This is a genomic window from Couchioplanes caeruleus, from assembly GCF_023499255.1.
Taxonomy (GTDB): Bacteria; Actinomycetota; Actinomycetes; order Mycobacteriales; family Micromonosporaceae; genus Actinoplanes; species Actinoplanes caeruleus_A.
The window spans coordinates 6,241,851-6,263,193 of the sequence record NZ_CP092183.1; the positions used below are offsets into that span (position 1 = coordinate 6,241,851).

The window sequence follows — 21,343 nt, forward strand, 5'->3', positions numbered from 1 at the left end:
GTGGCCGTCGCCGGTGCGACAGACTGCTGAGGACTACTCACGGTCGCTGGGTGTGAAGGAGATGACGTGGCCAGCCTCGACACCTTTGGTGCGAAGAGCGAGCTGCGCGTCGATGACGCGAGCTACGAGATTTTCACGATCGACAAGGTGCAGGGGCACGAGCGCCTGCCCTACTCCCTGAAGATCCTCCTGGAGAACCTGCTCCGCACGGAGGACGGCGCGAACATCACCGCCGACCACATCCGCGCCCTCGGCGGCTGGGACCCGACGGCCGACCCGAGCGTGGAGATCCAGTTCACGCCCGCCCGGGTCCTCATGCAGGACTTCACCGGCGTGCCCTGCGTCGTCGACCTCGCCACCATGCGGGAGGCCGTCAACGACCTCGGCGGCGACCCGACGAAGGTCAACCCGCTCGCCCCGGCCGAGCTGGTCATCGACCACTCGGTCATCGCCGACCTGTTCGGCCGCGAGGACGCCTTCGCCCGCAACGTCGAGCTGGAGTACCAGCGCAACCGCGAGCGCTACCAGTTCCTGCGCTGGGGCCAGACCGCGTTCAACGAGTTCAAGGTCGTCCCGCCCGGCACCGGCATCGTGCACCAGGTCAACATCGAGTACCTGGCCCGCACGATCATGGAACGTAACGGTCAGGCGTACCCGGACACGGTCGTCGGCACCGACTCGCACACCACGATGGTCAACGGCCTGGGCGTGCTGGGCTGGGGCGTCGGCGGCATCGAGGCCGAGGCGGCCATGCTCGGCCAGCCGGTCAGCATGCTGATCCCGCGCGTCGTCGGCTTCAAGCTCTCCGGCGAGATGCCGGCCGGCACCACCGCCACCGACCTCGTCCTCACGATCACCGAGATGCTCCGCGAGCACGGCGTGGTCAGCAAGTTCGTCGAGTTCTACGGCCCCGGCGTCAGCGCCGTACCGCTGGCCAACCGCGCCACCATCGGCAACATGTCGCCGGAGTACGGCTCGACCGTCGCGATCTTCCCGATCGACGACGAGACCATCAAGTACCTCAAGCTCACCGGTCGCTCCGAGGCGCAGGTCAAGCTCGTCGAGGCGTACGCGAAGCGTCAGGGCCTCTGGCTCGACCCGGACGCCGAGCCGAACTTCTCCGAGAAGCTCGAGCTCGACCTCTCGACGATCGTCCCGTCGCTCGCCGGCCCGAAGCGCCCCCAGGACCGCGTGCCGCTGAACGCCGCCAAGCCGATGTTCCGCGAGGCGCTGCGCAACTACGTCAGCGACGACGGCACCGAGGGCCCCGCCGACGAGGCGAGCGCCGAGTCGTTCCCGGCCAGCGACCCGCCGGCGAACCACACCGACTCCCAGGCCGACAAGCCGCACGTGTTCAGCGCGGCCGACGGTGCCACCGGCCGCCCCTCCAAGCCCACCCGCGTGGTCGGCGAGGACGGCGCGGAGTTCGAGCTGGACCACGGGTTCGTCGGCATCGCCGCGATCACGTCCTGCACCAACACCTCCAACCCGCAGGTCATGATCGGCGCGGCGCTGCTGGCGAGGAACGCCGTCGAGCGTGGCCTGACCCGCAAGCCGTGGGTCAAGACGACCCTGGCGCCGGGTTCCAAGGTCGTCATGGACTACTACGACCGGGCCGGGCTCACGCCGTACCTCGACAAGCTGGGCTTCAACCTCGTCGGCTACGGCTGCACGACCTGCATCGGCAACTCCGGCCCGCTGCCCGAGGCCATCTCCGCCGCGGTGAACGAGGCCGACCTCACCGCCGTGTCGGTGCTCTCCGGCAACCGCAACTTCGAGGGCCGGATCAACCCCGACATCAAGATGAACTACCTGGCCTCCCCGCCGCTGGTCGTGGCGTACGCGCTGGCCGGCACGATGGACATCGACATCACCACGGAGCCGCTGGGCACCGGCTCGGACGGCAAGCCCGTCCTCCTGGCCGACATCTGGCCGAGCGCCAAGGAGATCGACGACGTCATCGCCGCCGCGATCGGCGCCGAGGGCTTCAGCTCCGCCTACTCGGACGTCTTCGCCGGCGACGAGCAGTGGCAGTCGCTGCCCACGCCCGAGGGCAAGACCTTCGAGTGGGCCGAGGACTCGACGTACGTGCGCAAGCCCCCGTACTTCGAGGGCATGGCGGCCACCCCGGAACCGGTCGTGGACATCACGGGCGCACGGGTGCTGGCCAAGCTGGGCGACTCGGTCACCACCGACCACATCTCGCCGGCCAGCTCCATCAAGCCGGACTCCCCCGCCGGCAAGTACCTCGCCGAGCACGGCGTCCCCCGCCACGAGTTCAACTCGTACGGGTCGCGCCGCGGCAACCACGAGGTCATGATCCGCGGCACGTTCGCCAACATCCGGCTGCGCAACCAGCTGGTGCCGGGCGTCGAGGGCGGCTTCACGGTCAACCACCTGACCGGCGACCAGACCACCATCTACGAGGCGTCGGAGGCCTACAAGGAGGCCGGCATCCCGCTGGTCATCCTGGCCGGCAAGGAGTACGGCTCCGGCTCGTCCCGCGACTGGGCGGCCAAGGGCACGATGCTGCTCGGCGTCCGCGCGGTCATCGCCGAGTCGTACGAGCGCATCCACCGCTCCAATCTCATCGGCATGGGCGTCCTCCCGCTGCAGTTCCCGCCGAAGACCAACGCGGAGTCGCTCGGCCTGACCGGCACGGAGACCTTCACGATCACGGGCGTGACGGCGCTCAACGAGGGCGGCATCCCGTCGACGGTGAAGGTCCGCACGGACACGGGCGTGGAGTTCGACGCGGACGTCCGCATCGACACCCCCGGCGAGGCGGACTACTACCGCCACGGCGGCATCCTCCAGTACGTCCTGCGCAAGATGCTCAACAGCTGACACGTACGCAGCGCAGCGAACGCCCCGTCGTCCCTCGTGGACGGCGGGGCGTCCGGCTGCCCGGCCCAGGTTCACCGCCAGTGGGCGAGCTCCTCCTCGAACTCCTCGTCATCGTCGTCGGGTGGCAGCGGCCCCGAGCGCCACATGTCGAAGAGGAACTGCTCCTTGCCCCACGTGCGCTCGACGGCCTCGGCTTCGCCGATGACGGTCAGCGTCTCCTCGTGCGCCACCTCGCGGCCACGCCAGCTCGCGCGCAGGCCATAGACGCCCGGCTCCCCCAGGTCGATCACCCCGGGGCTGCCGCCGGTGATCTCGTCGGCCACCATCTCGCCGGTCGGGCAGTGCAGCTCCATCTCGTGGGTGCCGTCCCAGCCGGGCTCCGGCGGGGCCGGCCCGGGCCAGACCCGCACCGTGAGCCTGGCCCGGTGCGACATCGCCTGCGCCACCACGTGGTAGGTCGACGCCCCCACGACGGTCTGCCGGGACGCCCGCCGGGCCTCGTCGCTCCCGCCCGCGTCGCACCAGCGATCGCGGAACACGAACATGCCGTAGAAGATCCAGACGAGAAGCTCGCTGCGGGCAAGGGGTTCGGCCATGACGGGATCCTCCCGCGGAGGTACGACACTTCCGGCCGGCACAAAGCGGCCCCGGCCCCGAGCGGGCCCAGCCCGACGCGGGCCCAGCACGAAGCTGGCCCGACACCAAGCGGGCCCAGGCCGATGGGGGCCCGGGACCAAGCCGGCCCGGGACCAAGCCGGCCCGAGACCAAGCCGGCCCAGGACGCGAACAGCGGCGCACCCGGCCGCCGCATCACCGGGCCGACGCTAGGCTCGGCGCATGGATGACAAAGAGGTGCTGGGCCGGATCAACGGCCTGGTCGACGAGGAGCACAAGCTGCGCCAGCAGCTGAGCCAGGGGACGCTCACCGCCGAGGAGGAGCACGCCCGCCTGAAGGAGCTCGAGGAGGCCCTCGACCAGTGCTGGGACCTGCTGCGCCGGCGCCGGGCGGCGCGGGAGACCGGCAGCGACCCGGACGCGGAGCAGGCCCACAGCACCAGTGAGGTCGAGAACTACCTGCAGTGAGACGGTACGGGCCCGGGCCCGGCAGGCCCGGGCCCGGCGTCAGCGTAGTCCCGCCTCGTACGAGAGCCGTTCGATCAGGTCGTCGGCGTTCACGGTCAGCCCGCGTGAGGTGAACCACGCCGCGACGTTGCGGACGTCGCGGGCGAGGAATTCCGCGCCGCGCGGGTTGGCGATCACGTCCACGACCTGCGGCAGGTCGATGAGCACCAGCCGGCCGTCGTGCACCAGCGTGTTGTAGGGCGACAGGTCCCCGTGCGCCAGCTGGGCCCGGGCGAGCACGCTGAGCGCGTCCACCATCTGCCGCCACAGGTCCTCGAGCCCCTCGCGGTCGGGCCGGACCTGGGCGAGCCGGGGCGCTGCCTCGCCGGTCTCCCCGTCGCCGATGAACTCGAGCATGAGCTCGGTGCCGATGAGCTGGACGGGGTACGGCACCGAGATCGTGCCGCCCTCCTGCCCGACCTGCCAGAGCCGGGTGAGCGCCCCGAACTCGGCCGCCGCCCACTGCCCGGCGATGAGTTCCTTGCCGAACGACGTACGGTTCGTCATCGCCCGCATCTCGCGGGAGCGGCGCACCCGCCGTCCCTCGAGGTAGCCGGCGTCGCGGTGGAAGAGGCGGTGGTCGCCGTCGCGGTAGCGCTTGGCCGCGAGCATGCTGACCTCGCCGGTGTCCGGTACGGCCCGGCGCACGAGGAAGACGTCCGCTTCCTTGCCGGTCTTGAGCATGCCGAGTTCGGTGTCCACGGCCCGGTGCTCGGTGCGTACCCAGGCGGGGCGGGGTTCGGGTCCGTGCAGGGCGCCGTCCCAGGTGGACCAGCGGTCGCCGGTCTCGGGCAGGTCGGGGTCCTCGGACAGCTGCGGCCCCGGGCGGCCGCGTTTTACGAAGTCCGGTTCGTCGTCGTCGAACTTGCGACGGCCGCGGCGCATGGTCGCCGGGCCGGAAGAGTCGTGCTCTCGCACTGGAGGGTCTCCTCGGAGAAGGAAAGAAGTTTCTGAACCTGGGCACGGCGGACGACAAAGACGGCCATGAGGTTCACCCCCTTCTCCCGAGGAACTTGCGGATCACGTACGCGGTGCACTCTTCCGGGGGATCCCCGGCACCGCAACCTATTTACCGTTCGCCATGATGGCCGACAGCCCCTGGATGACGTTGCCGACGACGCGGGTCGGCGCGAACCGGTTGTCGAGCCATTCGCGGCCGCGGTGCAGCCACACGCTCGGTAGTCCCATCGCCGCCGCGCCGCCGATGTCGGCCTCGGGGCTGTCGCCGACGATCCAGGCGCCGGCGAGGCGCATCCGGACCCGCTGGGCGGCCAGCGCGAAGATGCGCGGGTTGGGCTTGCTGACGCCGGCCTGCTCGGAGATGACCCAGTCGGCGATGTAGCGGTCCAGGCCGGTACGCCGGATGCGGGTCTCCTGCTGCTCGTGCGGCCCGTTGGTGACCACGACGGGCACCCATCCGGCGTCGCCGGCGATCTGCAGCGCGCAGGCCACGAGCGGGTCGAGGCGCTCGTACGCGAGCGGCCCCTCGAGCAGCTCCTCGCGCAGGTCGATCGAGGGCACGTCCAACTGGTAGCGGTCGCGGATGAGATCGGCCAGGTCCCACCGGGACGTCAGGCCGTCAGCATCGACGGAGAGTAACCAGTCGAGGTCTTCCTGTGGTGCCTGGATCTCGTCGAGAAATCCCTTCGCCCACAACTTGAACGCACCGCTGCGGTCGAGCAGGGTGTCGTCCAGAGCGAGGAAGACGAGGGGCACCCGGGCACTGTACGTGAGTGAATACGGGGGCCAACAGCCCAACGGTGTTAACAACGGCCGGTACGGGAGCCGGAGCCTGCCAAGCCGTACGTACGGATTGCAAGCGCCGGAAAGGTCATGACACCATCGGGGCGTGCCCAGGGTAAGCCAGGACCAGCTAGCGGCCCGTCGCCACGAGATCCTCGGGGCGGCGCGCGGATGCTTCGCGCGGTACGGCTACGAGGGCGCCACCGTCCGCCGCCTCGAGGAGGCGACCGGATTGTCGCGAGGCGCGATTTTCCACCATTTTCGTGACAAGGACTCCCTCTTCCTCGCCGTGGCCGAGGACGATGCCGCCGCCATGGTGGAGACCGTCGCCCGCAACGGCCTCGTCCAGGTGATGCGTGACCTGCTGGAGCGGGCCGGCGGCAGCGGCGACACGGCCGGCTGGCTCGGCACCCAGCTGGAGGTCTCCCGGCGGCTGCGGACCGACCCCGAGTTCGCCAAGCGCTGGACGGAACGGTCGGCCGCGATCGCCTCGGCCACCCGGGACCGGCTCGAGCGGCAGCGCGACGCGGGGGTGCTGCGCGACGACGTACCCGTGGACGTGCTGACCCAGTTCCTGGAGCTGGCGTACGACGGCCTGGTGCTGCACCTGGCGACCGGCCGGCCGGCCGGCGAGCTGAGCCGGGTGCTCGACGTCGTCGAGGGAGCCGTTCGGCGGTCGTGACGGCGTTGCGCGGACCTGCACAATGAGGGCCTGCAACCCTGCAATCACGGGAGGTCACATGGCTCTCGCGGCCCAAGGCGACACCTGGGGCATCCCCGGCATGACCTTCCTCGGCCTCTACCTCGCCGCGCTCGCGGTGGTGGCGGTGCTGGCCGCCGTCCACCGCAGCTTCCTGTTCGCCGGCACGCGTGGCGCCCGGGTCGACAACCTCGGCCCGCAGCAGATCGCGTACCTCAACGGCGGCGACCGGCTCGCGGTCTACGCCGCGCTCGGCGGCCTGCGCGGGGCCGGCGCGCTCGGCAGCGCGCCGGACAAGACCCTGCGCCAGACCGGCCCGATGCCCAGCGGCGTCACCCCGCTGGACACGGCCGTCTACAACGCCGCCGGCAAGCGCATCCGGGCCCGGGAGGTCCTCACCGATCCATGGGTACGCTCGGCGCTCGACCAGCTGCGCGCCGGCCTGGAGGCGAACGGCCTCGCGGTGACCCCGGCCGCGCTGCGGACGGCGCGGATGTGGGCGTTCGCGGGCCTGGCTCTGATCGCCGTGGGGATCGCGCGGTTCTTCGCCGGCCTCGCCAACGGCAAGCCGGTCACGTTCCTCGTCTTCGCGCTCGTCGCCGCCGGCATCGTCACGCTCATGCTGCGCCCGGGCGCGCGCATCGCGACGGCCGCGGCCCGCACCAGCATGAGTCAGGTACGCCAGAAGTACGACTACCTGTCCCCGGCACAGGCACCGTCGTACGCGACGTACGGCGCGACGGGCGCGGCAATGGGCGTGGCCCTGTTCGGCGCGGCCTCGCTGTACACCATGGACCCGGCCTTCGCCGCGGAGGCGGAGATCCAGCGCACCTTCGGCTCAACGGGCAGCGGCATCGACAGCGGGAGCGGCTCGAGCTGCAGCAGCGGCAGTTCCTGCTCCAGCGGCAGCTCCTGCGGTGGTGGCGGCGGCTGCGGCGGGGGCGGGTGCGGCGGGTGACAGGCGCGGCACTGGAGACCTACGGCGTCGGCATCGGCTGGCGGCCCGAGATCTCCGGCTTCGTCACCGGGCTGCCGGGGCTGCGCTTCGCCGAGGTGGTCGCCGAGTCGGTGCACGCGCACGGCGACCTCCCGCCCGGCCTCACCCGGCTGCGTGAGCGCGGCGTCGCCGTCGTGCCGCACGGCGTGAAGCTGTCGCTGGGCGGGGCCGAGCCGGTCGAGCCCGCACGGGTGACACATCTGGCCACGGTGGCGCAGCGGCTGGGCGCGCCGCTGGTCAGCGAGCACATCGCGTTCGTCCGGGCGGCCGGGGTCGAGGCCGGGCACCTGCTGCCGGTCCCGCGCAGCCGGGAGGCGGTGGACGCGGTGGTCGCCAACGTCCGGCGTACGCAGGCCGAGCTGGACGTGCCGATCGCGCTGGAACCGATCGCCGCGCTGTTCGACTGGCCGGACGACGAGCTCGACGAGGGCGCGTTCCTCACCGAGATCCTGGAGCGCACGGACGCCCTGCTCCTGCTGGACGTGGCCAACGTGTACGCCAACGCCGTGAACCGCGGCACCGATCCGGCGGCGCTGTTCGACCGGGTGCCGCTGGAGCGGATCGCGTACTGCCACGTGGCCGGCGGCTCGGCGCACGACGGCGTCTACCACGACACGCACACCGACGCCGTGCCGCGGGAGGTGCTCGAGCTGGTCACGGAGCTGTGTTCCCGGCACCGGCCGCCCGCGCTCATGCTGGAGCGCGACGGCGACTACCCGCCCGCCGACGAGCTGCGCGCCGAGCTGGACGCGATCGCGGCGGCCGCCGGCTGTCCCCCGGTCACATGAGCTCGCTGGCCGATCGGCAGGCGGCGCTCGTGGCAGCGTTGACGGCCGGGGCACCCGTACCGCCGGGGTTCGACGATCGTCTGGTCGAGATCGCGCGGGTCGCGTTGCTGCGCAAGCGTGCCGGTGAGGTCGCGCGGCAGTGGCCCGGCCTGGCGGCCGCAATCGGCACGCGGTGGGTGCGGGAGTGGTCCGCGTGGGCCGCGTCGCGGCCCACGCAGGGTTCGCTGCGCGACGGCTGGGACCTCGCCCGGGAGCTCGCAGCCCGCGACGCCCTGCCGCGCTCGGCCGGCGCCGAGCTGGCCGCCCGGGAGGCCGCGCTGCGCTACGACGGCCGGTCGGCGCCGCGGCCCCGCCGGCTTCCCGCGATGGGTACGGCGGCCGGATCGGTCGCTTTCCAGGCCGCCGGAAGGGTACGCGTCCTGCGCCGCGGATGACGGCCGGGCTCAGCCCGTGGCGGCCAGGCTGTCCCGCAGCACCTCGTCGTTGATGACGATGTCGTCGTCGATCCCGGCGGCGTGGATCCGCCGGTCGCGACGGACGAGCGTGGCGATCTCGGCCGTCGCGCCCATCTCCCGCAGCAGCCCCACAGCGGCCACCACCCGGCTGCCACCATCGATCGCGCCCAGCACGGCGGGTACGAGGTCCGCGCCCGGGACGCCCAGCCGCCACAGGGCGCCGGCCGCCTCGACGACGGCCCGCGGGTCGTCCAGCAGCGCCCGCAGCTCGGGCTCCCACGTGGCGAGCTCGCCGCGGAGGCGGACGGCCGTCCCTCCCTCGACCAGCTCGGCGACGACGGCCGCCGCCAGCGCCGCCCGGGATCCGCCGGTGCGCAGGATCGCCTGCACGGTCCGCAGGGCCGCCGTCGTGTCGCCGGTCGCGGCCATCACGACCTGGGCCGCCAGCAACTGGCCGGCGCACTGCGGCTGGCTCGCGGCGGCCTCGCCGGTGAGCAGCAGCTCGAAGCCGGGCACGACGGGCTGGGCGAGCGGCCCGAGCACGGCGACGATCCCGGCGGGCACCGGCGGACGGGCGGTGAGCAGGGCTCGCAGCGCCGGCCCGGGGTCGCCGGTCAGCCGGAACAGCGCCGTCGCGGCGGCCAGGCCACCCGGTTCGCCGGCGAGCGTCCGCAGCCCCGCGACCATCTCACCGCCGAGGTGCCCGACCGCCAGCAGCGCGCGGGTGACGGCGGCCGGCGCGGACGGCAGCGCGGCGACCAGCTCCGGTACGGCCTCCCCGGCAGCGCCCTCCCACCGGGCCAGCACGGCGCACAGCGCCTCGATCGCCCGTCCGGCGCCCGGATCCCCGGCGAGGTCCCGCAGCGCCCGGCGGACCGCCTCCAGCACCGGCGGCGAGCACGACACCGGCATCCGGGCGTGCATCCGCGGGATGTTGCCGTCACGCGCGGCCCGGATCACCGGCTCCACCCAGCGTGGGTCCCCGATCAGCAACAGCGTCTCGACGGCCTGCAGCTCGGCGGTGACCGCCCTTGACGCGGCGACCTCCGGATAGCCGGCCGCCACCTCGGCGAGCACACCGGCGAAGCGCGCGGCGGCCCGCCCGCACCGGCGCAGCGCCGCGACCGCCGCGTCCCGGGTCTGCGGATCGGCGAGCAACGGCTCGAGCAGCGGAACCAGCTCCGCGGGCGCCGAGCGGCTGTCCTGGCAGCGCAGCGTGAGCGCCCACGCCGCTGCGGCCCGTACGTCCGCCGACGAGGAGCCGACCAGCCGGGTGAGCAGGGCGGTTCCGCGGGCCGCGCGGACCACCACGTCGAGCCACCCGGCCGGCGCGGCGTGCAGCCACGAGACCTCGGCGCCGGCTTCGGCCGCGGTCGCCACGGCCTCGATGACGGCCGGGTTCCGCGGGAACGGCGTGCCGTCCCGGGCCAGCGCGACGGCGGCTGCCGCCCGTACGGTGGGCGACGGGTCGGTGATCGCGTCCGTGAGCCGCAGAGCCAGCACCAGCGACGCACGGACCCGGGCGTCCTCTTCCTGCGACCAGCGTGCGCGCAGCAGCGCATCCTCCGTGCCGAGCTGGGCGAGCGCATACGCGGCCGCCTCCCGCATCCGCGGGTCCGGGTGCGCGAGCAGCGGCGCCAGGCGCTCCCGGTCGGCCAGAACGGTTGACCGCACGGGCGCGTGCTCGGCGAGCGCACCCACCATCCACACGAACTCCGGCCGCCCCGCAGCGGCCAGCTCGACCAGGTACGGCACCGCCGCGGCGGTAGCGGTGTGGACCGTGCCCGGGGGCAGGAGGCGCTCGGAGAGCTCGGAGAGCGCCGCCTCGCGCAGCAGCCCGGGCACGTCGTCCGCGGCGCCGTACGCATGCGTCAGCGCAGCCCAGTCCACCTCGTCGAGTCCGTCCAGCACCGGGGCACCCTACCGGGCCGCTCCCCCACCGCCCCGCCGCCGCGACGAAAGCCGCCGCGGAGACCGCCGCGACGAAAGCCGGGCCAGGACCGGCGCGCGCTCAGGCGGGCGCGCGGTCGATGAAGCCGAGCACCGTCCGGATCCGTCCGTCGGCGTCGCGCTCCACCACGTCGAAGCCGATCACCACCGGCTCCTCCCCGGCCGGGCCGAGGTGCCACGTGAAGCGGCCCTGGTCGTGGTGCGCGTCGGCCGGGCCACCCGGGGTGAACACCAGGCCGGGGAACTGCTGCTGGGCCGCGCCGATCAGCGCATGCAGCTCCTCGCGGCCCTGGACGGCGGCGACCGGGTCCACGTAGCGGACGTCCTCGGCGAAGACGTCCGCGATCGTGGCGCGGCGTACGGCGGGCTCGGTCTCGTTCCAGGCGGCCAGGTAACGCTCCACCACGGTGTCGAAGTCGCTCATGTCGTTTCCTCTCGATCCGGCGATGGGTCAACCCTCGCGGCCCGGCGGTAAGCGGGTCGATTACCTCGGAGGTCATGGGCGCCGGTCGCGGCCCTCCCTACGATCGGCGCATGGGTGACGTGGGGACGCTGCTGCGGCAGTGGCGCGGTGACCGCCGGTTGAGCCAGCTGCAACTGTCGAACCAGGCCGGGGTCTCCGCGCGGCATCTGTCCTTCGTGGAGACCGGCCGGGCCCGTCCGACCCGGGAGATGATCCTGCGGCTGGCCGAGGAGCTGGCCGTACCGTTGCGGGCGCGGAACGCGTTGCTGCTGGCCGGCGGTTTCGCGCCGGCCTTCTCGGAGACGGACCTCGGCAGCCCGGAGCTGGCCGTGGTGCTGGCGTCCCTGCGTGACGTGCTCGCCGGGCACGAGCCGTACCCGGCGGTCCTGGTCGACCGGCACTGGACGATGGTCGACGGCAACGCGGCGGTCGGGGTGTTCACGGCGGGCGCGGCGGCGGAGCTGCTGGAGCCGCCGGTGAACGTGCTGCGGCTGTCCCTGCATCCGGCCGGCATGGCGCCGCGCATCCGCAACCTGGCCCAGTGGCGTACGCATGTCCTGCACCGCCTGGACCACCAGGCCCTCGCCTCGGGCGACCCGGTGCTGCGCGCGCTGCACGACGAGCTGCGCGCCCTGCCCGGCCCGCCCGACGAGCAGGAGCCCCAAGGTCCGGTGGTGCCGTTGCGGTACGAGGCCGGCGGGACCGAGTTGTCGTTCTTCAGCGTCACGTCGGTGCTGGGTACGCCCCGCGACGTCACCCTGTCGGAGCTCGCCGTCGAGGCGTTCCTGCCGGCGGACGAGCTGACCGCGAGGCACCTGCGCGGCGGATAGGATCGACGGCATGGATCTGGGCCTGGCCGACCGCGTGTACGTCCTCACCGGCGCCTCCCGCGGCCTCGGCTTCGCCACCGCGCAGGCGCTCGTCGCCGACGGCGCGAAGGTCGTCGTCTCCTCCCGTTCACAGGCGGGCGTCGACGAAGCCGCGCGCAACCTCGGCGACGGTGCCGTGGGCGTCGCCGCCGACCTCACCGACGCGGGCACGCCCGGCCAGCTCGTGCGCACCGCGACCGAGCGGTTCGGCCGCTTCGACGGCGCGCTGATCTCGGTCGGCGGTCCCGGCCAGGGCACGGCCGCGGCGCAGACCGACGAGCAGTGGCGCGAGGCCTTCGAGACGGTCTTCCTCGGCTCCGTACGCGCCGCCCGCACGTTCGCCGCAGCGCTGGGCCACGGGGGTGTGATCGGCTTCGTGCTGTCCACCTCGGCCCGGACGCCGATCGCGGGGCTGGGCCTGTCCAACGGCCTGCGCCCCGGGCTCGCCGGGGTCGCCAAGGACATGGCCGACGAGTACGCCCCGCACGGCATCCGCGTGCTCAGCCTGCTCCCCGGCCGGGTCCTGACCGACCGCAACCGGGAGCTGTTCGCGGCCACGGGCGACGCCGAGAAGGCGGCTGCCGACGCCGCGGCGTCCATCCCGCTCCGCCGGCTCGGCGAGCCGGAGGAGTTCGGCCGGGTCGCCGCGTTCCTGCTCTCCCCGGCGGCGAGCTACCTGACCGGGCTCGCGGTGCCGGTCGACGGTGGCGCCTCCCGCACCCTCTGAGCGAGCTCGGACAGGCCCAGGCTGTTCGACGCCTTCACCAGCACGAGGTCGCCCGGCCGCAGCAGGTCCCGCAGAACCTCCTCGGCGCTGTCCCGGTCCGGCGCGTAGGTGCCGCCGTAGCCGGCGGCGTCCCGGTTGCCCACGGCCACCACCACGTCGACGCCCAGGCGTACGGCGGCCCGCCCCACCTCCACGTGCGCGGCGGCCGACCCCTCCCCGAGTTCGTTCATCTGCCCGAGCACCGCGACCGTCCGGCGGCTCCCGCCCGCCATGGCCTTCAGCGTGCGCAGCCCGGCCATCATCGACTCCGGATTGGCGTTGTACGCGTCGTCGAGCACCGTCACGCCGCCGGGGTGCTCGGTCACCCGCATCCGCCCGGCGGACCGGGGCGTGGCGCTGCTCAGCGCGTCCGCCACCAGCCGGACGTCGGCGGTGTGGTCGAGGGCCACGGCCGCCGCGGCCAGGGCGGCCGTCACGAAGTGCTCGCCGTGCAGGCGCAGCGCCACGTCCGCCGTACCGTCCGGAGTCCGCAGCCGGAAGCGGGCGCGCGCCGCCCGGTCCAGCGCGACCCGTTCGGCGCGGATCCGGGCCGAGACGTGCCGCCCGAAGGTGACCACGCGCGCCGGCGTACGGTCCGCCATCGCCGCGACCACCGGGTCGTCGGCGTTGAGCACCGCCAGCCCGTCCGCGGGCAGCGCCTCCACCAGCTCCGCCTTGGCCCGGGCGATCGCCTCGCGCCCGCCGAACTCGCCGATGTGGGCGGTGCCGACGCCGAGCACGACGCCGGTGTGCGGACGCACCACCGGCATCAGCGCCGCGATGTCGCCGACGTGCCGCGCGCCCAGCTCGGTCACCAGGAACCGGGTCTGCGCCGTCGTCAGCAGCACCGTCTCCGGGACGCCGATCTCGTTGTTGCGGTTGCCCGGCGGCGCGACGGTCGGCCCGAGCCGGCCGAGCGCCTGCCCCAGCAGGTCCTTCGCGGACGTCTTCCCGGACGACCCGGTCACCCCGATCCGGTGGACATGCGGCAGGCGGGTGAGGACCTCCGCCGCGAGCATCTGGTACGCCGTCCGCACGTCCCCCACGACCACGGCCGGGACGCCGACCGGCCGTGACGCCAGCACCGCGGCGGCACCGGCGGCGACGACCTGACCGGCGAAGTCGTGGCCGTCGCGGCGCTCCCCGGCGAACGCGGCGAACATCCCGCCGGGCTCCACCCGGGCGGTCTCGTAGCGGACCGGCGCGGTCACGGTCGTCGCCGGGTCACCGTCGCACACGGTTCCGCGTACGACGGCAGCGATGTCCGCGAGCGTCATGGGGATCATGGCCGGGCACGATAACGAGCGGCTACAAGGGCCCGTACCTCGTCTGCGCGGCGCCCGTGGTGAGCGCCCAGTAGCGGTCCCCGTACGACCAGTGCCACCACTCGGTCGGATAGTTCACCAGCCCGACGGCGGTCAGCGCGTCGATCAGCACCCGCCGGTTCTGCCCGGCCGCCGCGCTGATGTTCCGCGCCCCGGTGAAGCAGGCGTCGTCGCTCTCCACGGGCGTCGCGTCGACCGGCGTACCCATGTCCAGCTCGATGCCCTCGGGCGTGCACAGCGTCAGGTCGACGGCGCCGCCGGTGCTGTGCGGCGCGACCTCCACCGGCGAGACGAACTTGCTCGCCTCCACGCGCAGCCGCGCCGCACCCCACGACGGATGCAACCGGCGCAGCTCGTCCTGGTAGCCCGTGAAGATCGCCTGCTGCGCCGCCCGGGGCCGGTACCCCTCGATCACCAGCAGCCGTACGCCCTCCGGCAGCTTGCTCTGCGCATCGGCCAGCCGTGACGCGACCTCGGCGCGCAACCGCGCGTAGGCGCCGGCCGGGTCGGCGGCCCGGCCGTCGAGCCGCAGCTCGGGCACGTCCCGCAGGTCGACGAGCCGATCGCCGTCGTCCCGGCTGGGCACGGCGGCGACCCGCGGATCCGAGAGCAGGATCATCGCCCGGTCCCTCCTTCGCCGCCCGTCACGCCGCCCCGCCCCAGCGTGCCCGTTGCCGCCGCCGGCCGCCGGGTACGCCCGCCCGGCCACCCACTCGATGGACCCATGCCCGCGCTCCTCCTGATCTCCGCAAGGGGTCCGAGTGTCACAGCGGCCGTCCACCTCCGGCCTCGGTCCGGGGACGGACCTCGCGGGCCGGGCTCTGCGCCTTCCGCGCGGATAGGCTCGGCTCATGTCGTCCCGGCGCCGTCCCGCTCTGCCCGTCCGTACCGGGACATCGGCCCCTTCCTCCCCGCCGCGGCCGACGCCCGCCGAGATCGCCGCCGCGGCCGGCCGGACCATCCCCGATCTGGTGGGTCCGGGCCTGCGGGTGCTGTTCTCCGGGATCAACCCCAGCCTGTACTCGGCGGCGACCGGTCACCACTTCGCCCGGCCGGGCAACCGCTTCTGGCCGGCCCTGCACCGCTCCGGCTTCACCGACCGGCAACTGCACCCGTCGCAACAGTGGTCGCTGCCGGAGGCCGGGCTGGGCATCACGAACGTGGTGGCCCGGGCGACGGCCCGGGCCGACGAGCTCTCCCCGGCCGAACTCGTCGCGGGCGGTGAGATCCTCGCCGCGCTGGTGGACCGGTGGCGGCCGCGGTTCCTGGCGGTGCTGGGCGTGACGGCGTACCGGACGGCCTTCGCCCGCCCCAAGGCGACCATGGGTCCGCAGCCGGACCGGATCGCGGGCGTACCGGTCTGGGTGCTGCCCAATCCGAGCGGCCTGAACGCGCACTACACGGTGGACACGCTCGCCGCGGCCTTCGCGGAGCTGCGCACCGCCGCCGATGCCGTATCGAGATCGTCAGGGACAGCGGCCGATCAGCCCGGTTGTTAGCGTCCTCGCCGTGACCCAGCAGCCCCACCCCCAGCCGTACGCGAACCAGCCCGGCCCGTACGCCGCGCAGCCCTTCCCGCCCGTCCCGGGTTTCGCGCCCCCGCCGCCGCAGGCCCACCCCGGCACCAACGGCTTCGCCATCGCCTCACTGATCTTCGGCATCCTCGGCGGCGTCCTGTTCGCGACGGTGTTCGGCATCGTCGGCCTCGTCCAGACCCGGCGCCGCCACCAGCGCGGCAAGGGCCTGGCGATCACCGGCCTCGTGCTCGCCGGCTGCTGGGTCACGGCCATCATCGTGGGCGTCGCCATCGCCGTCGCCACCGACGACACCTCCACGGGCGCCGCGGGCACGCCGGGCTCGATCACGAACGGCGCTGCCGACTCCCGGGGCCGGGTGCCCGCCACCAAGCTCCTCATGGGCGACTGCATCAGCAAGCTGCACGACGTCGGCAGCCGGGACCGGGTTGCGGTCGTGCCGTGCAGCAGGCCGCACGAGGGCGAGGTGTACGCGACCTTCTCCCTGGAGTTCGGCGACTACCCGGGCGAGAAGGCGGTCCAGAAGCAGGCCGACGAGCGCTGCACCGAGGAACTCGACCGGTACGCCCGCGCCGCAGCCGACGGGATCGACGTCTACTACCGCTACCCGACCGAGGACTCCTGGTTCCTCGACCAGGGCATCACCTGCATCGCCGGCGACCCCTCGGGGCCCCGGACGGGATCCCTGCGCGACTGACGCCGGCGGCACGGTGACGGCACGGGGTGGCACGCCTCCCAGGTGAACCGGGCGACGGGGACGGCGAGGTCCCGGCCCGACACACCGAGGGAAGGGATCCGATCCATGGGTCGCATCATCCGTACCATCCTGGGCACGGCCGCCGCGGCGATGCTGATGGCCGGGCTGTCCGTGGGCGCCGGCGCGTCCTCCGCCTCCGCCGGCACCGTGTCACCGAAGATCGGCGGCAGCTTCACCTTCATCCGCAACGTCGGCAACAACCTGTGCCTCGAGCCGGCCGGCCTGTCGACGGCCGAGTTCGCGGCCATCGTGCAGAACCCCTGCGTCACCACCGGGCTCGAGAGCATCGCGCAGGGCTGGGAGTCGGAGAAGGTCGGCACCAACCACTACAAGTTCCGCAACCAGCTGAGCGGCTTCTGCTTCGACGCCTTCGACGGTGCGTTCAACGGCGCCCGCCTGCTGCAGGGCACCTGCGTACCCATCAGCAACGAGGAGTACAACACCGGCGCGTCCCTGCCGAACGTGGTGAAGATCGAATCGCGGGTGCACTTCACCGACACCGGCTTCTGCGTCGACGTGCCGGGGGCGACCACGCAGCCCAACACGGCCATGCAGATCTTCCGCTGCAACGGGACCCTGGCGCAGCGCTGGGTGGTCGGCTTCTGACCCGACTGCCACGCCGGCCCGTACGCCCCGTCCGGGGGTACGGGCCGGTGTCCGCCGTACGGGATCAACGGTCCGACCGCAGCGTGACCGGCTGCACGGCCGGCCGGGTGACCGTCGTGGCCCAGCCGACCGCCCACAGCCGTCCGCCGCCCGGCTCGGCGGCGATCCCGCTCAGGGCCGAGGCGATGTGGTCGTCGCCCGCCGGACCGGCGGCCGTGGTGTCCGGCTCCAGCCCGGCGCCGTTCCAGTGCTCGAGGTTCACGGTCTCCTCGGTGAAGGGCACCTGATAGCCGGCGAGCTCGACGTCACCGGGCGCGACGACGGCCACGTCGCTGAACTGGGTGGCCGCCGCCCGCGTCGAGCGCAGCTCCTGCCAGACCCCGTGGGTACGGTGCATCGCCACGGCCCGCGACTGCGACTCCGGCCCGGTGCGCCCGACCGCCCACACCTCGCCCGGCCCGGCCGCGGCCACCCCGAGCAGCGTGATCCCGCCCGGACTCGGCGCGGGGCCGTCGACCCGGCTCCACGAGACGCCGTCCCAGTGCAGCACGAGCGCCTCGTCCACGTCCGGAGCCTCGACGTCCCGCAGCTGCCCGACGGCCCACGCGTCGCCGGGCGAGACGGCCGCGACGGCGGTCAAGCGGCTGCTCACCGTGCCCGCTCCCGGGCTCGGTACCCGCGTCCACCGGGTCCCGTCCCAGTGGGCGATCGTGGCCTTCGCGGGGTCGCCCGGCACAGCGGAACCGGCCTGGCCCACCGCCCACCCGTCCGTCGCCGAGGAGAGACTCACCCCCTGCCAGGCGCCGGTGACACCGGGCTCCGGCCCGGTCACCACCTCGCCCGGCCCTCCGGCCGCCGGGTAGCGCTCGATGAGCGGCACCGAGACGCCGCCGGACAGCTCCCTTCCGACGGCGACGGCGTCCCCCGAGGGCGCCACGTCCACATCGGAGAGCCAGGATTCCGCACCCGCCGCGGCCGGCGCCGGCACCGCCTGCCAGCCCGTACCCGTCCAGCGCTCGGCCAGGGCCGCGGCCGCACCGGTGTCCGGATGGTTGGTCCACCCCACCGCCCACGCGTCGGTGGCCGACCGGGCCGCCACGGCGTGCAGGGATCCGGTGCCCTTGACCGGGGACACGGCGATGAACCGCCACTGCCGCCCGACGGCGGTCCCGGCCTGCGCGGGCAGGGGTACGGCACCGGCCACCGCGAGGGCGGCGATCACCACCGGGGTGACCCGTCCGGGGCGGATCCGGTCTCGGAGATGGGTCATCGCGCACTCCCTCGTTCTGCCGGTTCCCGGCCGGGGCCCCCGGTCCGGGCGGTCACGGACTTCGCATGGTCGGCCAGCGCCGTGCGATCGGCGAGGCCCGTCTTGGCCAGCAGCCGCGTCACGTGCGTCTCCACGGTGCGCGGCGACACGAACAGCCGCTCACCGATCTGCTGGTTGGTCAGCCGGTCCACGAGCAGGGCCAGGACCTCGTACTCGCGCACCGTGACGCCGGCCTGCCGGAGAACGGCGGGGATCCGGTCCGCCCCGCGACGGCGCTGCGGGGCGCGTTCCCCGGCCCGGCGCAGCAACGCCCGGCACGCGTCCGCCACCCGGGGCACCCCCGCGGCGTGGAAGTGCTGCTCGGCGAGCCGCAGCCACGGCCCGGGCCGCCCCCAGCCGTCCTCCACGGCCGCCTCGGCCGCCAGCCGCAGGCCGAGATGCCGGCCCAGCGGGTACGCGGCGGCCACCTGGTCGAACTCGGCCATCATGCGGGCCGCCAGGTCATGGTCGCCGCCGCGCCCGGCCAGCACGGCCCCGGCGGCGGCCATGAACAGCCGGTTCCATCCGGCCTGGCCGCGCGCCGACAGCGCCAGCGAGTCGTACTGCGCCCAGCCGGCCGTACCGGCGAGAACCGTCAGCAGCAGGTGCAGGCCGTGGTTCAGCGACAGGTACTCCGGCGGCCGGTCCGCCTCCAGGGCCACGGCCTCGGCCATCTCCGCGTACGCGCGGGCGTGGTCCTCCTCCAGCAGCGAGCAGACCGCCAGCCCGAAGCCCTGGAGAGCCGGCGTGAAGTCGCAGTGCCGCCCGCCCAGCCCGTCGTACCCGGCCAGCAGCGCCGTGACCTCGTCCCGCCGGCCTCGGTGGGCGGCCACGCAGACCCGCAGCCCCAGCGCGATCAGGCGGAGCTCGTCAAGCCCGAGCCGGTGCGCCACCTGCTCGCAGTGGAGCGCGCGCCGGGCGGCCGGCTCGTACTCGCCGCGACACGTCTGCAGAACCGCCAGCTCCGCGTCGCCGTCGAGCGCCGTGATCACCGCACCGGCGTCCGACGCCGCGTCGCGCGCCTCGACGAGACCGGCGGGGTCGGCGTGCCGGATCGCGGCGTGGGCGCCCAGGTGGAACAGGAACCGGATGCGCCACAGCGTCAGGCCGTACCGCTCCGCGACGGCCAGCCCGCGGCCGAACAGCTCGTCGGCCCGGCCGAGGTCGTACACCCGCGCACACGCGCCGAGCACGGCCAGGGCCTCGCAGGCCAGGTCCGGCAGCGGACCGGCGCCGGCCGTCCGCAGCGCCCGGCGCGCGAGCTCCTCGGCCCGGCGCAACCGGTACGCGTCATCGTCGGCCACGGCCAGCTGGGCGGCCACCACGTCGGTGGCGGCGGTCAGCGCCGTGGTCGCGTCCGGGCCGGTCAGCTCGCGTACGGCGGCCAGTTCGCGCCGGCCGGCGTCCCATTGCCCGGCAGCCACCGCCGCGCGGGCCACCCGCAGGTGCACCGCCGCCCGCTGCGCCGCGGTCGCATGCCGGTCCACCTGCGCGGAGAGCTGCCGGACGCGGGACACGTCCCCCGAGGCGACGAGCATCTCCAGGAGCGCCTCGACGATCCGCCCCGTCTCCGGGTGGCTCCCGGCGCCGCGCGTGGCCAGCCGCAGGCCCCGTTCCAGCAGCGTCACGGCCGTACGGACCGCACCCTGATCGGCCGCGCGGCGACCGGCCCGATGGAACAGGGTCGCCGCCCGCTCGTCCTCGCCGGCGTCCTCCCACAGCCGCCCCGCCAGCACACACCATTCCTCCGGCAACCCGGTGCAGGTGTGCTCGATCGCCTCCGCGGCCGAGCGGGACACCTCCGCCAGCTCCTCCGGCAGGGTCGCGTCCCGCACCGCGTCGGCCGTCAGCGCGTGCGGGAACGCGTACCGCCCGGTGCGCCCGTCGACCGTCAGCAGGTCGGCGCCGGTCACCTCGCGCAGGGCGGTACGCAGCCCGGCCGCGTCCAGGCCGGCACCGGCGCCGAGCACCGGGCCGGGGCAGGGCTGACCGCAGACGGCGGCGACCATCAGCAGGCGCTGACCGGCCGCGCTCAGCCGCCGTGCCCGTTCGCCGACACCGGCGCGCACCGCCGCCGGCACGGGCGACGCCACGGCGTCCGCCAGCGCCCCTCCACCGCCGGCCCAGCCACCGCCCGGCCCTCCACCGTCGGCCCATCCACCGTCCGCCCATCCACCGTCGGATCTGACCAGCATCGCGTTCGTGACCATGGCGGAGAGCAGCTCCTCCACGTAGAACGGGACGCCGTCGCCGGATCGGACCACCCGGTCCAGCGCCGCCTGCGGAACCTCGGCCGGCGCGACGCCCAGGCAGCCGGCGGCCATGAGGCGCACCGCCGGCGGATCAGCGGGGACAGGGCCAGCACCGATGCGCTGCGCCGCTGCTCGGCCGCGTACGCCAGGGCGGTGCAGTCCTGCCCGGGCCGCATGGTGCCCAGCAGCAGCACGGGCTGGTCGGCGATGTTGTCCGCGAGGTAGTCGACGATCATGAGCGTGTCCGCGTCGGCGTCGTGGAGATCCTCCAGCACCAGCAGGCACCCCCGGTCCCCGGCGACGCCGACGAGGAGCCGCAGCACCGCTTCGGCGAGCAGCACCGGGTGGCCGTCGATGCCAGGCGACCTCGGCAGCCCCAGCTCCGGGACCACCCGCGCCACGGCCGACCGGTACGGCCCCAGCTCCGGGACCAGCCGCGCCACCGCCGACCGGTACGGCCCCAGCTCCGCGGGGTCCGGCGCCGCGCCCCGTCGTATCGCGCCGAGGAAGGCCTCGGTCAGCGGCCGGAACTGCACCGACGGCACGGCCCGCCCGCGCAGGACCACCAGCCCGAGCTCAGCGGCCTGCTGCTGCGCGGCGCGGGCCAGGCGCGTCTTGCCCATCCCGGCGCTCCCCGTGAGGAAAACCGTGCCGCCCGTGCCCCCGGCCGCCGCGGGCACCAGGCGGCCCAGCAGATCGAGCTCGGCGGCCCGCCCGACGACGGTCGGGCACAGAAGTCGCATCGATGTCTCCCGGGCGGCGCGAAGGTGCTGACGGGGTCCAAACGCTACGGAGGGGCCCACGCCGGCCGGGTCGCCTAGGCAACAGCGACCAGGACACATATCCGACCGGTACGCCC

General features: G+C 74.2%; 21 protein-coding genes. 11 read left to right on the plus strand and 10 right to left on the minus strand.

What is annotated here, in order from left to right; genetic code table 11:
* Positions 1-66 precede the first annotated feature (66 nt).
* Positions 67-2,847, plus strand: coding sequence for an aconitate hydratase (locus COUCH_RS28815; protein ID WP_249608357.1), 2,781 nt, complete (start codon positions 67-69; stop codon positions 2,845-2,847).
* A 71-nt stretch (positions 2,848-2,918) separates the two neighbouring features.
* Here the strand turns inward: COUCH_RS28815 and COUCH_RS28820 are convergent, their stop codons facing one another.
* Positions 2,919-3,443: a hypothetical protein gene (locus COUCH_RS28820; RefSeq protein ID WP_249608358.1), complete on the minus strand. Its 525-nt coding sequence runs from the start codon at positions 3,441-3,443 to the stop codon at positions 2,919-2,921.
* Positions 3,444-3,684: 241 nt separating this feature from the next.
* On the opposite strand from COUCH_RS28820, the gene COUCH_RS28825 reads away from it, so the two are divergent.
* Positions 3,685-3,930 (plus strand): DUF2630 family protein, encoded by a 246-nt coding sequence (locus tag COUCH_RS28825; protein ID WP_249608359.1) that lies wholly within the window; start codon positions 3,685-3,687, stop codon positions 3,928-3,930.
* A gap of 39 nt (positions 3,931-3,969) precedes the next feature.
* On the opposite strand, the gene COUCH_RS28830 is transcribed toward COUCH_RS28825, so the two are convergent.
* Together COUCH_RS28830 and COUCH_RS28835 are read right to left on the minus strand one after the other, a co-directional pair.
* A complete protein-coding gene (locus COUCH_RS28830) occupies positions 3,970-4,887 on the minus strand; it encodes a serine protein kinase RIO (protein ID WP_430640830.1) in 918 nt (305 codons plus the stop codon).
* A 147-nt stretch (positions 4,888-5,034) separates the two neighbouring features.
* Positions 5,035-5,685, minus strand: a complete 651-nt coding sequence (locus COUCH_RS28835) for an HAD family hydrolase (protein ID WP_249608360.1) — start codon at positions 5,683-5,685, stop codon at positions 5,035-5,037.
* A 133-nt stretch (positions 5,686-5,818) separates the two neighbouring features.
* Here COUCH_RS28835 and COUCH_RS28840 point away from each other — a divergent pair, with 133 nt between their 5' ends.
* From COUCH_RS28840 to COUCH_RS28855, 4 genes are read left to right on the plus strand one after another with little or no spacing between them, the layout of a single operon-like run.
* Complete coding sequence (locus tag COUCH_RS28840; RefSeq protein ID WP_199514586.1) at positions 5,819-6,394, plus strand: TetR/AcrR family transcriptional regulator; 576 nt, start codon at positions 5,819-5,821, stop codon at positions 6,392-6,394.
* Positions 6,395-6,452: 58 nt separating this feature from the next.
* On the plus strand, positions 6,453-7,370 hold the full coding sequence (locus COUCH_RS28845) for a TIGR04222 domain-containing membrane protein (protein WP_249608361.1): 918 nt from the start codon (positions 6,453-6,455) through the stop codon (positions 7,368-7,370).
* Positions 7,358-8,197 carry a DUF692 domain-containing protein gene (locus tag COUCH_RS28850; protein ID WP_249608362.1) on the plus strand — a complete coding sequence of 280 codons (840 nt, stop codon included), beginning with the start codon at positions 7,358-7,360 and terminating at the stop codon, positions 8,195-8,197. Before COUCH_RS28845 ends, COUCH_RS28850 begins: the two co-directional genes overlap by 13 nt.
* Entirely contained in the window at positions 8,194-8,631 is a 438-nt protein-coding gene (locus COUCH_RS28855; protein ID WP_249608363.1) for a hypothetical protein, read from the plus strand. Before COUCH_RS28850 ends, COUCH_RS28855 begins: the two co-directional genes overlap by 4 nt.
* Before the next feature lie 9 nt (positions 8,632-8,640).
* Here the strand turns inward: COUCH_RS28855 and COUCH_RS28860 are convergent, their stop codons facing one another.
* Both COUCH_RS28860 and COUCH_RS28865 read right to left on the minus strand, forming a co-directional pair.
* Positions 8,641-10,563 (minus strand): HEAT repeat domain-containing protein, encoded by a 1,923-nt coding sequence (locus tag COUCH_RS28860; RefSeq protein ID WP_249608364.1) that lies wholly within the window; start codon positions 10,561-10,563, stop codon positions 8,641-8,643.
* A gap of 100 nt (positions 10,564-10,663) precedes the next feature.
* Positions 10,664-11,026 carry a nuclear transport factor 2 family protein gene (locus tag COUCH_RS28865; protein ID WP_249608365.1) on the minus strand — a complete coding sequence of 121 codons (363 nt, stop codon included), beginning with the start codon at positions 11,024-11,026 and terminating at the stop codon, positions 10,664-10,666.
* 110 nt (positions 11,027-11,136) lie between these two features.
* Between COUCH_RS28865 and COUCH_RS28870 the strand changes: the two genes are divergently transcribed.
* Both COUCH_RS28870 and COUCH_RS28875 read left to right on the plus strand, forming a co-directional pair.
* Complete coding sequence (locus COUCH_RS28870; RefSeq protein ID WP_249608366.1) at positions 11,137-11,895, plus strand: helix-turn-helix domain-containing protein; 759 nt, start codon at positions 11,137-11,139, stop codon at positions 11,893-11,895.
* Between the two features lie 10 nt (positions 11,896-11,905).
* Positions 11,906-12,661 (plus strand): SDR family oxidoreductase, encoded by a 756-nt coding sequence (locus COUCH_RS28875; RefSeq protein WP_249608367.1) that lies wholly within the window; start codon positions 11,906-11,908, stop codon positions 12,659-12,661.
* Here the strand turns inward: COUCH_RS28875 and COUCH_RS28880 are convergent.
* Both COUCH_RS28880 and COUCH_RS28885 read right to left on the minus strand, forming a co-directional pair.
* Positions 12,607-13,986 carry a UDP-N-acetylmuramoyl-tripeptide--D-alanyl-D-alanine ligase gene (locus COUCH_RS28880; protein WP_249608368.1) on the minus strand — a complete coding sequence of 460 codons (1,380 nt, stop codon included), beginning with the start codon at positions 13,984-13,986 and terminating at the stop codon, positions 12,607-12,609. The two genes, COUCH_RS28875 and COUCH_RS28880, sit on opposite strands and share 55 nt — an antisense overlap.
* 22 nt (positions 13,987-14,008) lie before the next feature.
* Positions 14,009-14,644 (minus strand): M15 family metallopeptidase, encoded by a 636-nt coding sequence (locus COUCH_RS28885; RefSeq protein ID WP_249608369.1) that lies wholly within the window; start codon positions 14,642-14,644, stop codon positions 14,009-14,011.
* A 232-nt stretch (positions 14,645-14,876) separates the two neighbouring features.
* Between COUCH_RS28885 and mug the strand changes: the two genes are divergently transcribed.
* The 3 genes from mug (at position 14,877) to COUCH_RS28900 (ending at position 16,923) form a co-directional block, all read left to right on the plus strand.
* Positions 14,877-15,524 carry a G/U mismatch-specific DNA glycosylase gene (gene mug / locus COUCH_RS28890; protein WP_249608370.1) on the plus strand — a complete coding sequence of 216 codons (648 nt, stop codon included), beginning with the start codon at positions 14,877-14,879 and terminating at the stop codon, positions 15,522-15,524.
* Positions 15,525-15,534: 10 nt separating this feature from the next.
* Positions 15,535-16,257, plus strand: coding sequence for a DUF4190 domain-containing protein (locus COUCH_RS28895; protein WP_249608371.1), 723 nt, complete (start codon positions 15,535-15,537; stop codon positions 16,255-16,257).
* A 105-nt stretch (positions 16,258-16,362) separates the two neighbouring features.
* On the plus strand, positions 16,363-16,923 hold the full coding sequence (locus tag COUCH_RS28900; protein WP_249608372.1) for an RICIN domain-containing protein: 561 nt from the start codon (positions 16,363-16,365) through the stop codon (positions 16,921-16,923).
* 64 nt (positions 16,924-16,987) lie between these two features.
* On the opposite strand, the gene COUCH_RS28905 is transcribed toward COUCH_RS28900, so the two are convergent.
* From COUCH_RS28905 to COUCH_RS28915, 3 genes are read right to left on the minus strand one after another with little or no spacing between them, the layout of a single operon-like run.
* Complete coding sequence (locus COUCH_RS28905; protein WP_249608373.1) at positions 16,988-18,193, minus strand: hypothetical protein; 1,206 nt, start codon at positions 18,191-18,193, stop codon at positions 16,988-16,990.
* A complete protein-coding gene (locus tag COUCH_RS28910) occupies positions 18,190-20,325 on the minus strand; it encodes a LuxR C-terminal-related transcriptional regulator (RefSeq protein WP_249608374.1) in 2,136 nt (711 codons plus the stop codon). Before COUCH_RS28910 ends, COUCH_RS28905 begins: the two co-directional genes overlap by 4 nt.
* Positions 20,265-21,227, minus strand: coding sequence for an AAA family ATPase (locus COUCH_RS28915; RefSeq protein WP_249608375.1), 963 nt, complete (start codon positions 21,225-21,227; stop codon positions 20,265-20,267). Before COUCH_RS28915 ends, COUCH_RS28910 begins: the two co-directional genes overlap by 61 nt.
* Positions 21,228-21,343 lie beyond the last annotated feature (116 nt).

What these genes read in the sequence shown, in the direction of transcription:
- mug (WP_249608370.1), top strand. Translation starts at nt 14,877, where the DNA reads ATGTCGTCCCGGCGCCGTCCCGCTCTGCCCGTCCGTACCGGGACATCG.
- COUCH_RS28915 (WP_249608375.1), bottom strand. Translation starts at nt 21,227, where the DNA reads ATGCGACTTCTGTGCCCGACCGTCGTCGGGCGGGCCGCCGAGCTCGAT.
- COUCH_RS28855 (WP_249608363.1), top strand. Translation starts at nt 8,194, where the DNA reads ATGAGCTCGCTGGCCGATCGGCAGGCGGCGCTCGTGGCAGCGTTGACG.
- COUCH_RS28875 (WP_249608367.1), top strand. Translation starts at nt 11,906, where the DNA reads ATGGATCTGGGCCTGGCCGACCGCGTGTACGTCCTCACCGGCGCCTCC.
- COUCH_RS28870 (WP_249608366.1), top strand. Translation starts at nt 11,137, where the DNA reads ATGGGTGACGTGGGGACGCTGCTGCGGCAGTGGCGCGGTGACCGCCGG.
- COUCH_RS28865 (WP_249608365.1), bottom strand. Translation starts at nt 11,026, where the DNA reads ATGAGCGACTTCGACACCGTGGTGGAGCGTTACCTGGCCGCCTGGAAC.
- COUCH_RS28820 (WP_249608358.1), bottom strand. Translation starts at nt 3,443, where the DNA reads ATGGCCGAACCCCTTGCCCGCAGCGAGCTTCTCGTCTGGATCTTCTAC.
- COUCH_RS28905 (WP_249608373.1), bottom strand. Translation starts at nt 18,193, where the DNA reads ATGACCCATCTCCGAGACCGGATCCGCCCCGGACGGGTCACCCCGGTG.
- COUCH_RS28900 (WP_249608372.1), top strand. Translation starts at nt 16,363, where the DNA reads ATGGGTCGCATCATCCGTACCATCCTGGGCACGGCCGCCGCGGCGATG.
- COUCH_RS28885 (WP_249608369.1), bottom strand. Translation starts at nt 14,644, where the DNA reads ATGATCCTGCTCTCGGATCCGCGGGTCGCCGCCGTGCCCAGCCGGGAC.
- COUCH_RS28880 (WP_249608368.1), bottom strand. Translation starts at nt 13,986, where the DNA reads ATGATCCCCATGACGCTCGCGGACATCGCTGCCGTCGTACGCGGAACC.
- COUCH_RS28845 (WP_249608361.1), top strand. Translation starts at nt 6,453, where the DNA reads ATGGCTCTCGCGGCCCAAGGCGACACCTGGGGCATCCCCGGCATGACC.
- COUCH_RS28825 (WP_249608359.1), top strand. Translation starts at nt 3,685, where the DNA reads ATGGATGACAAAGAGGTGCTGGGCCGGATCAACGGCCTGGTCGACGAG.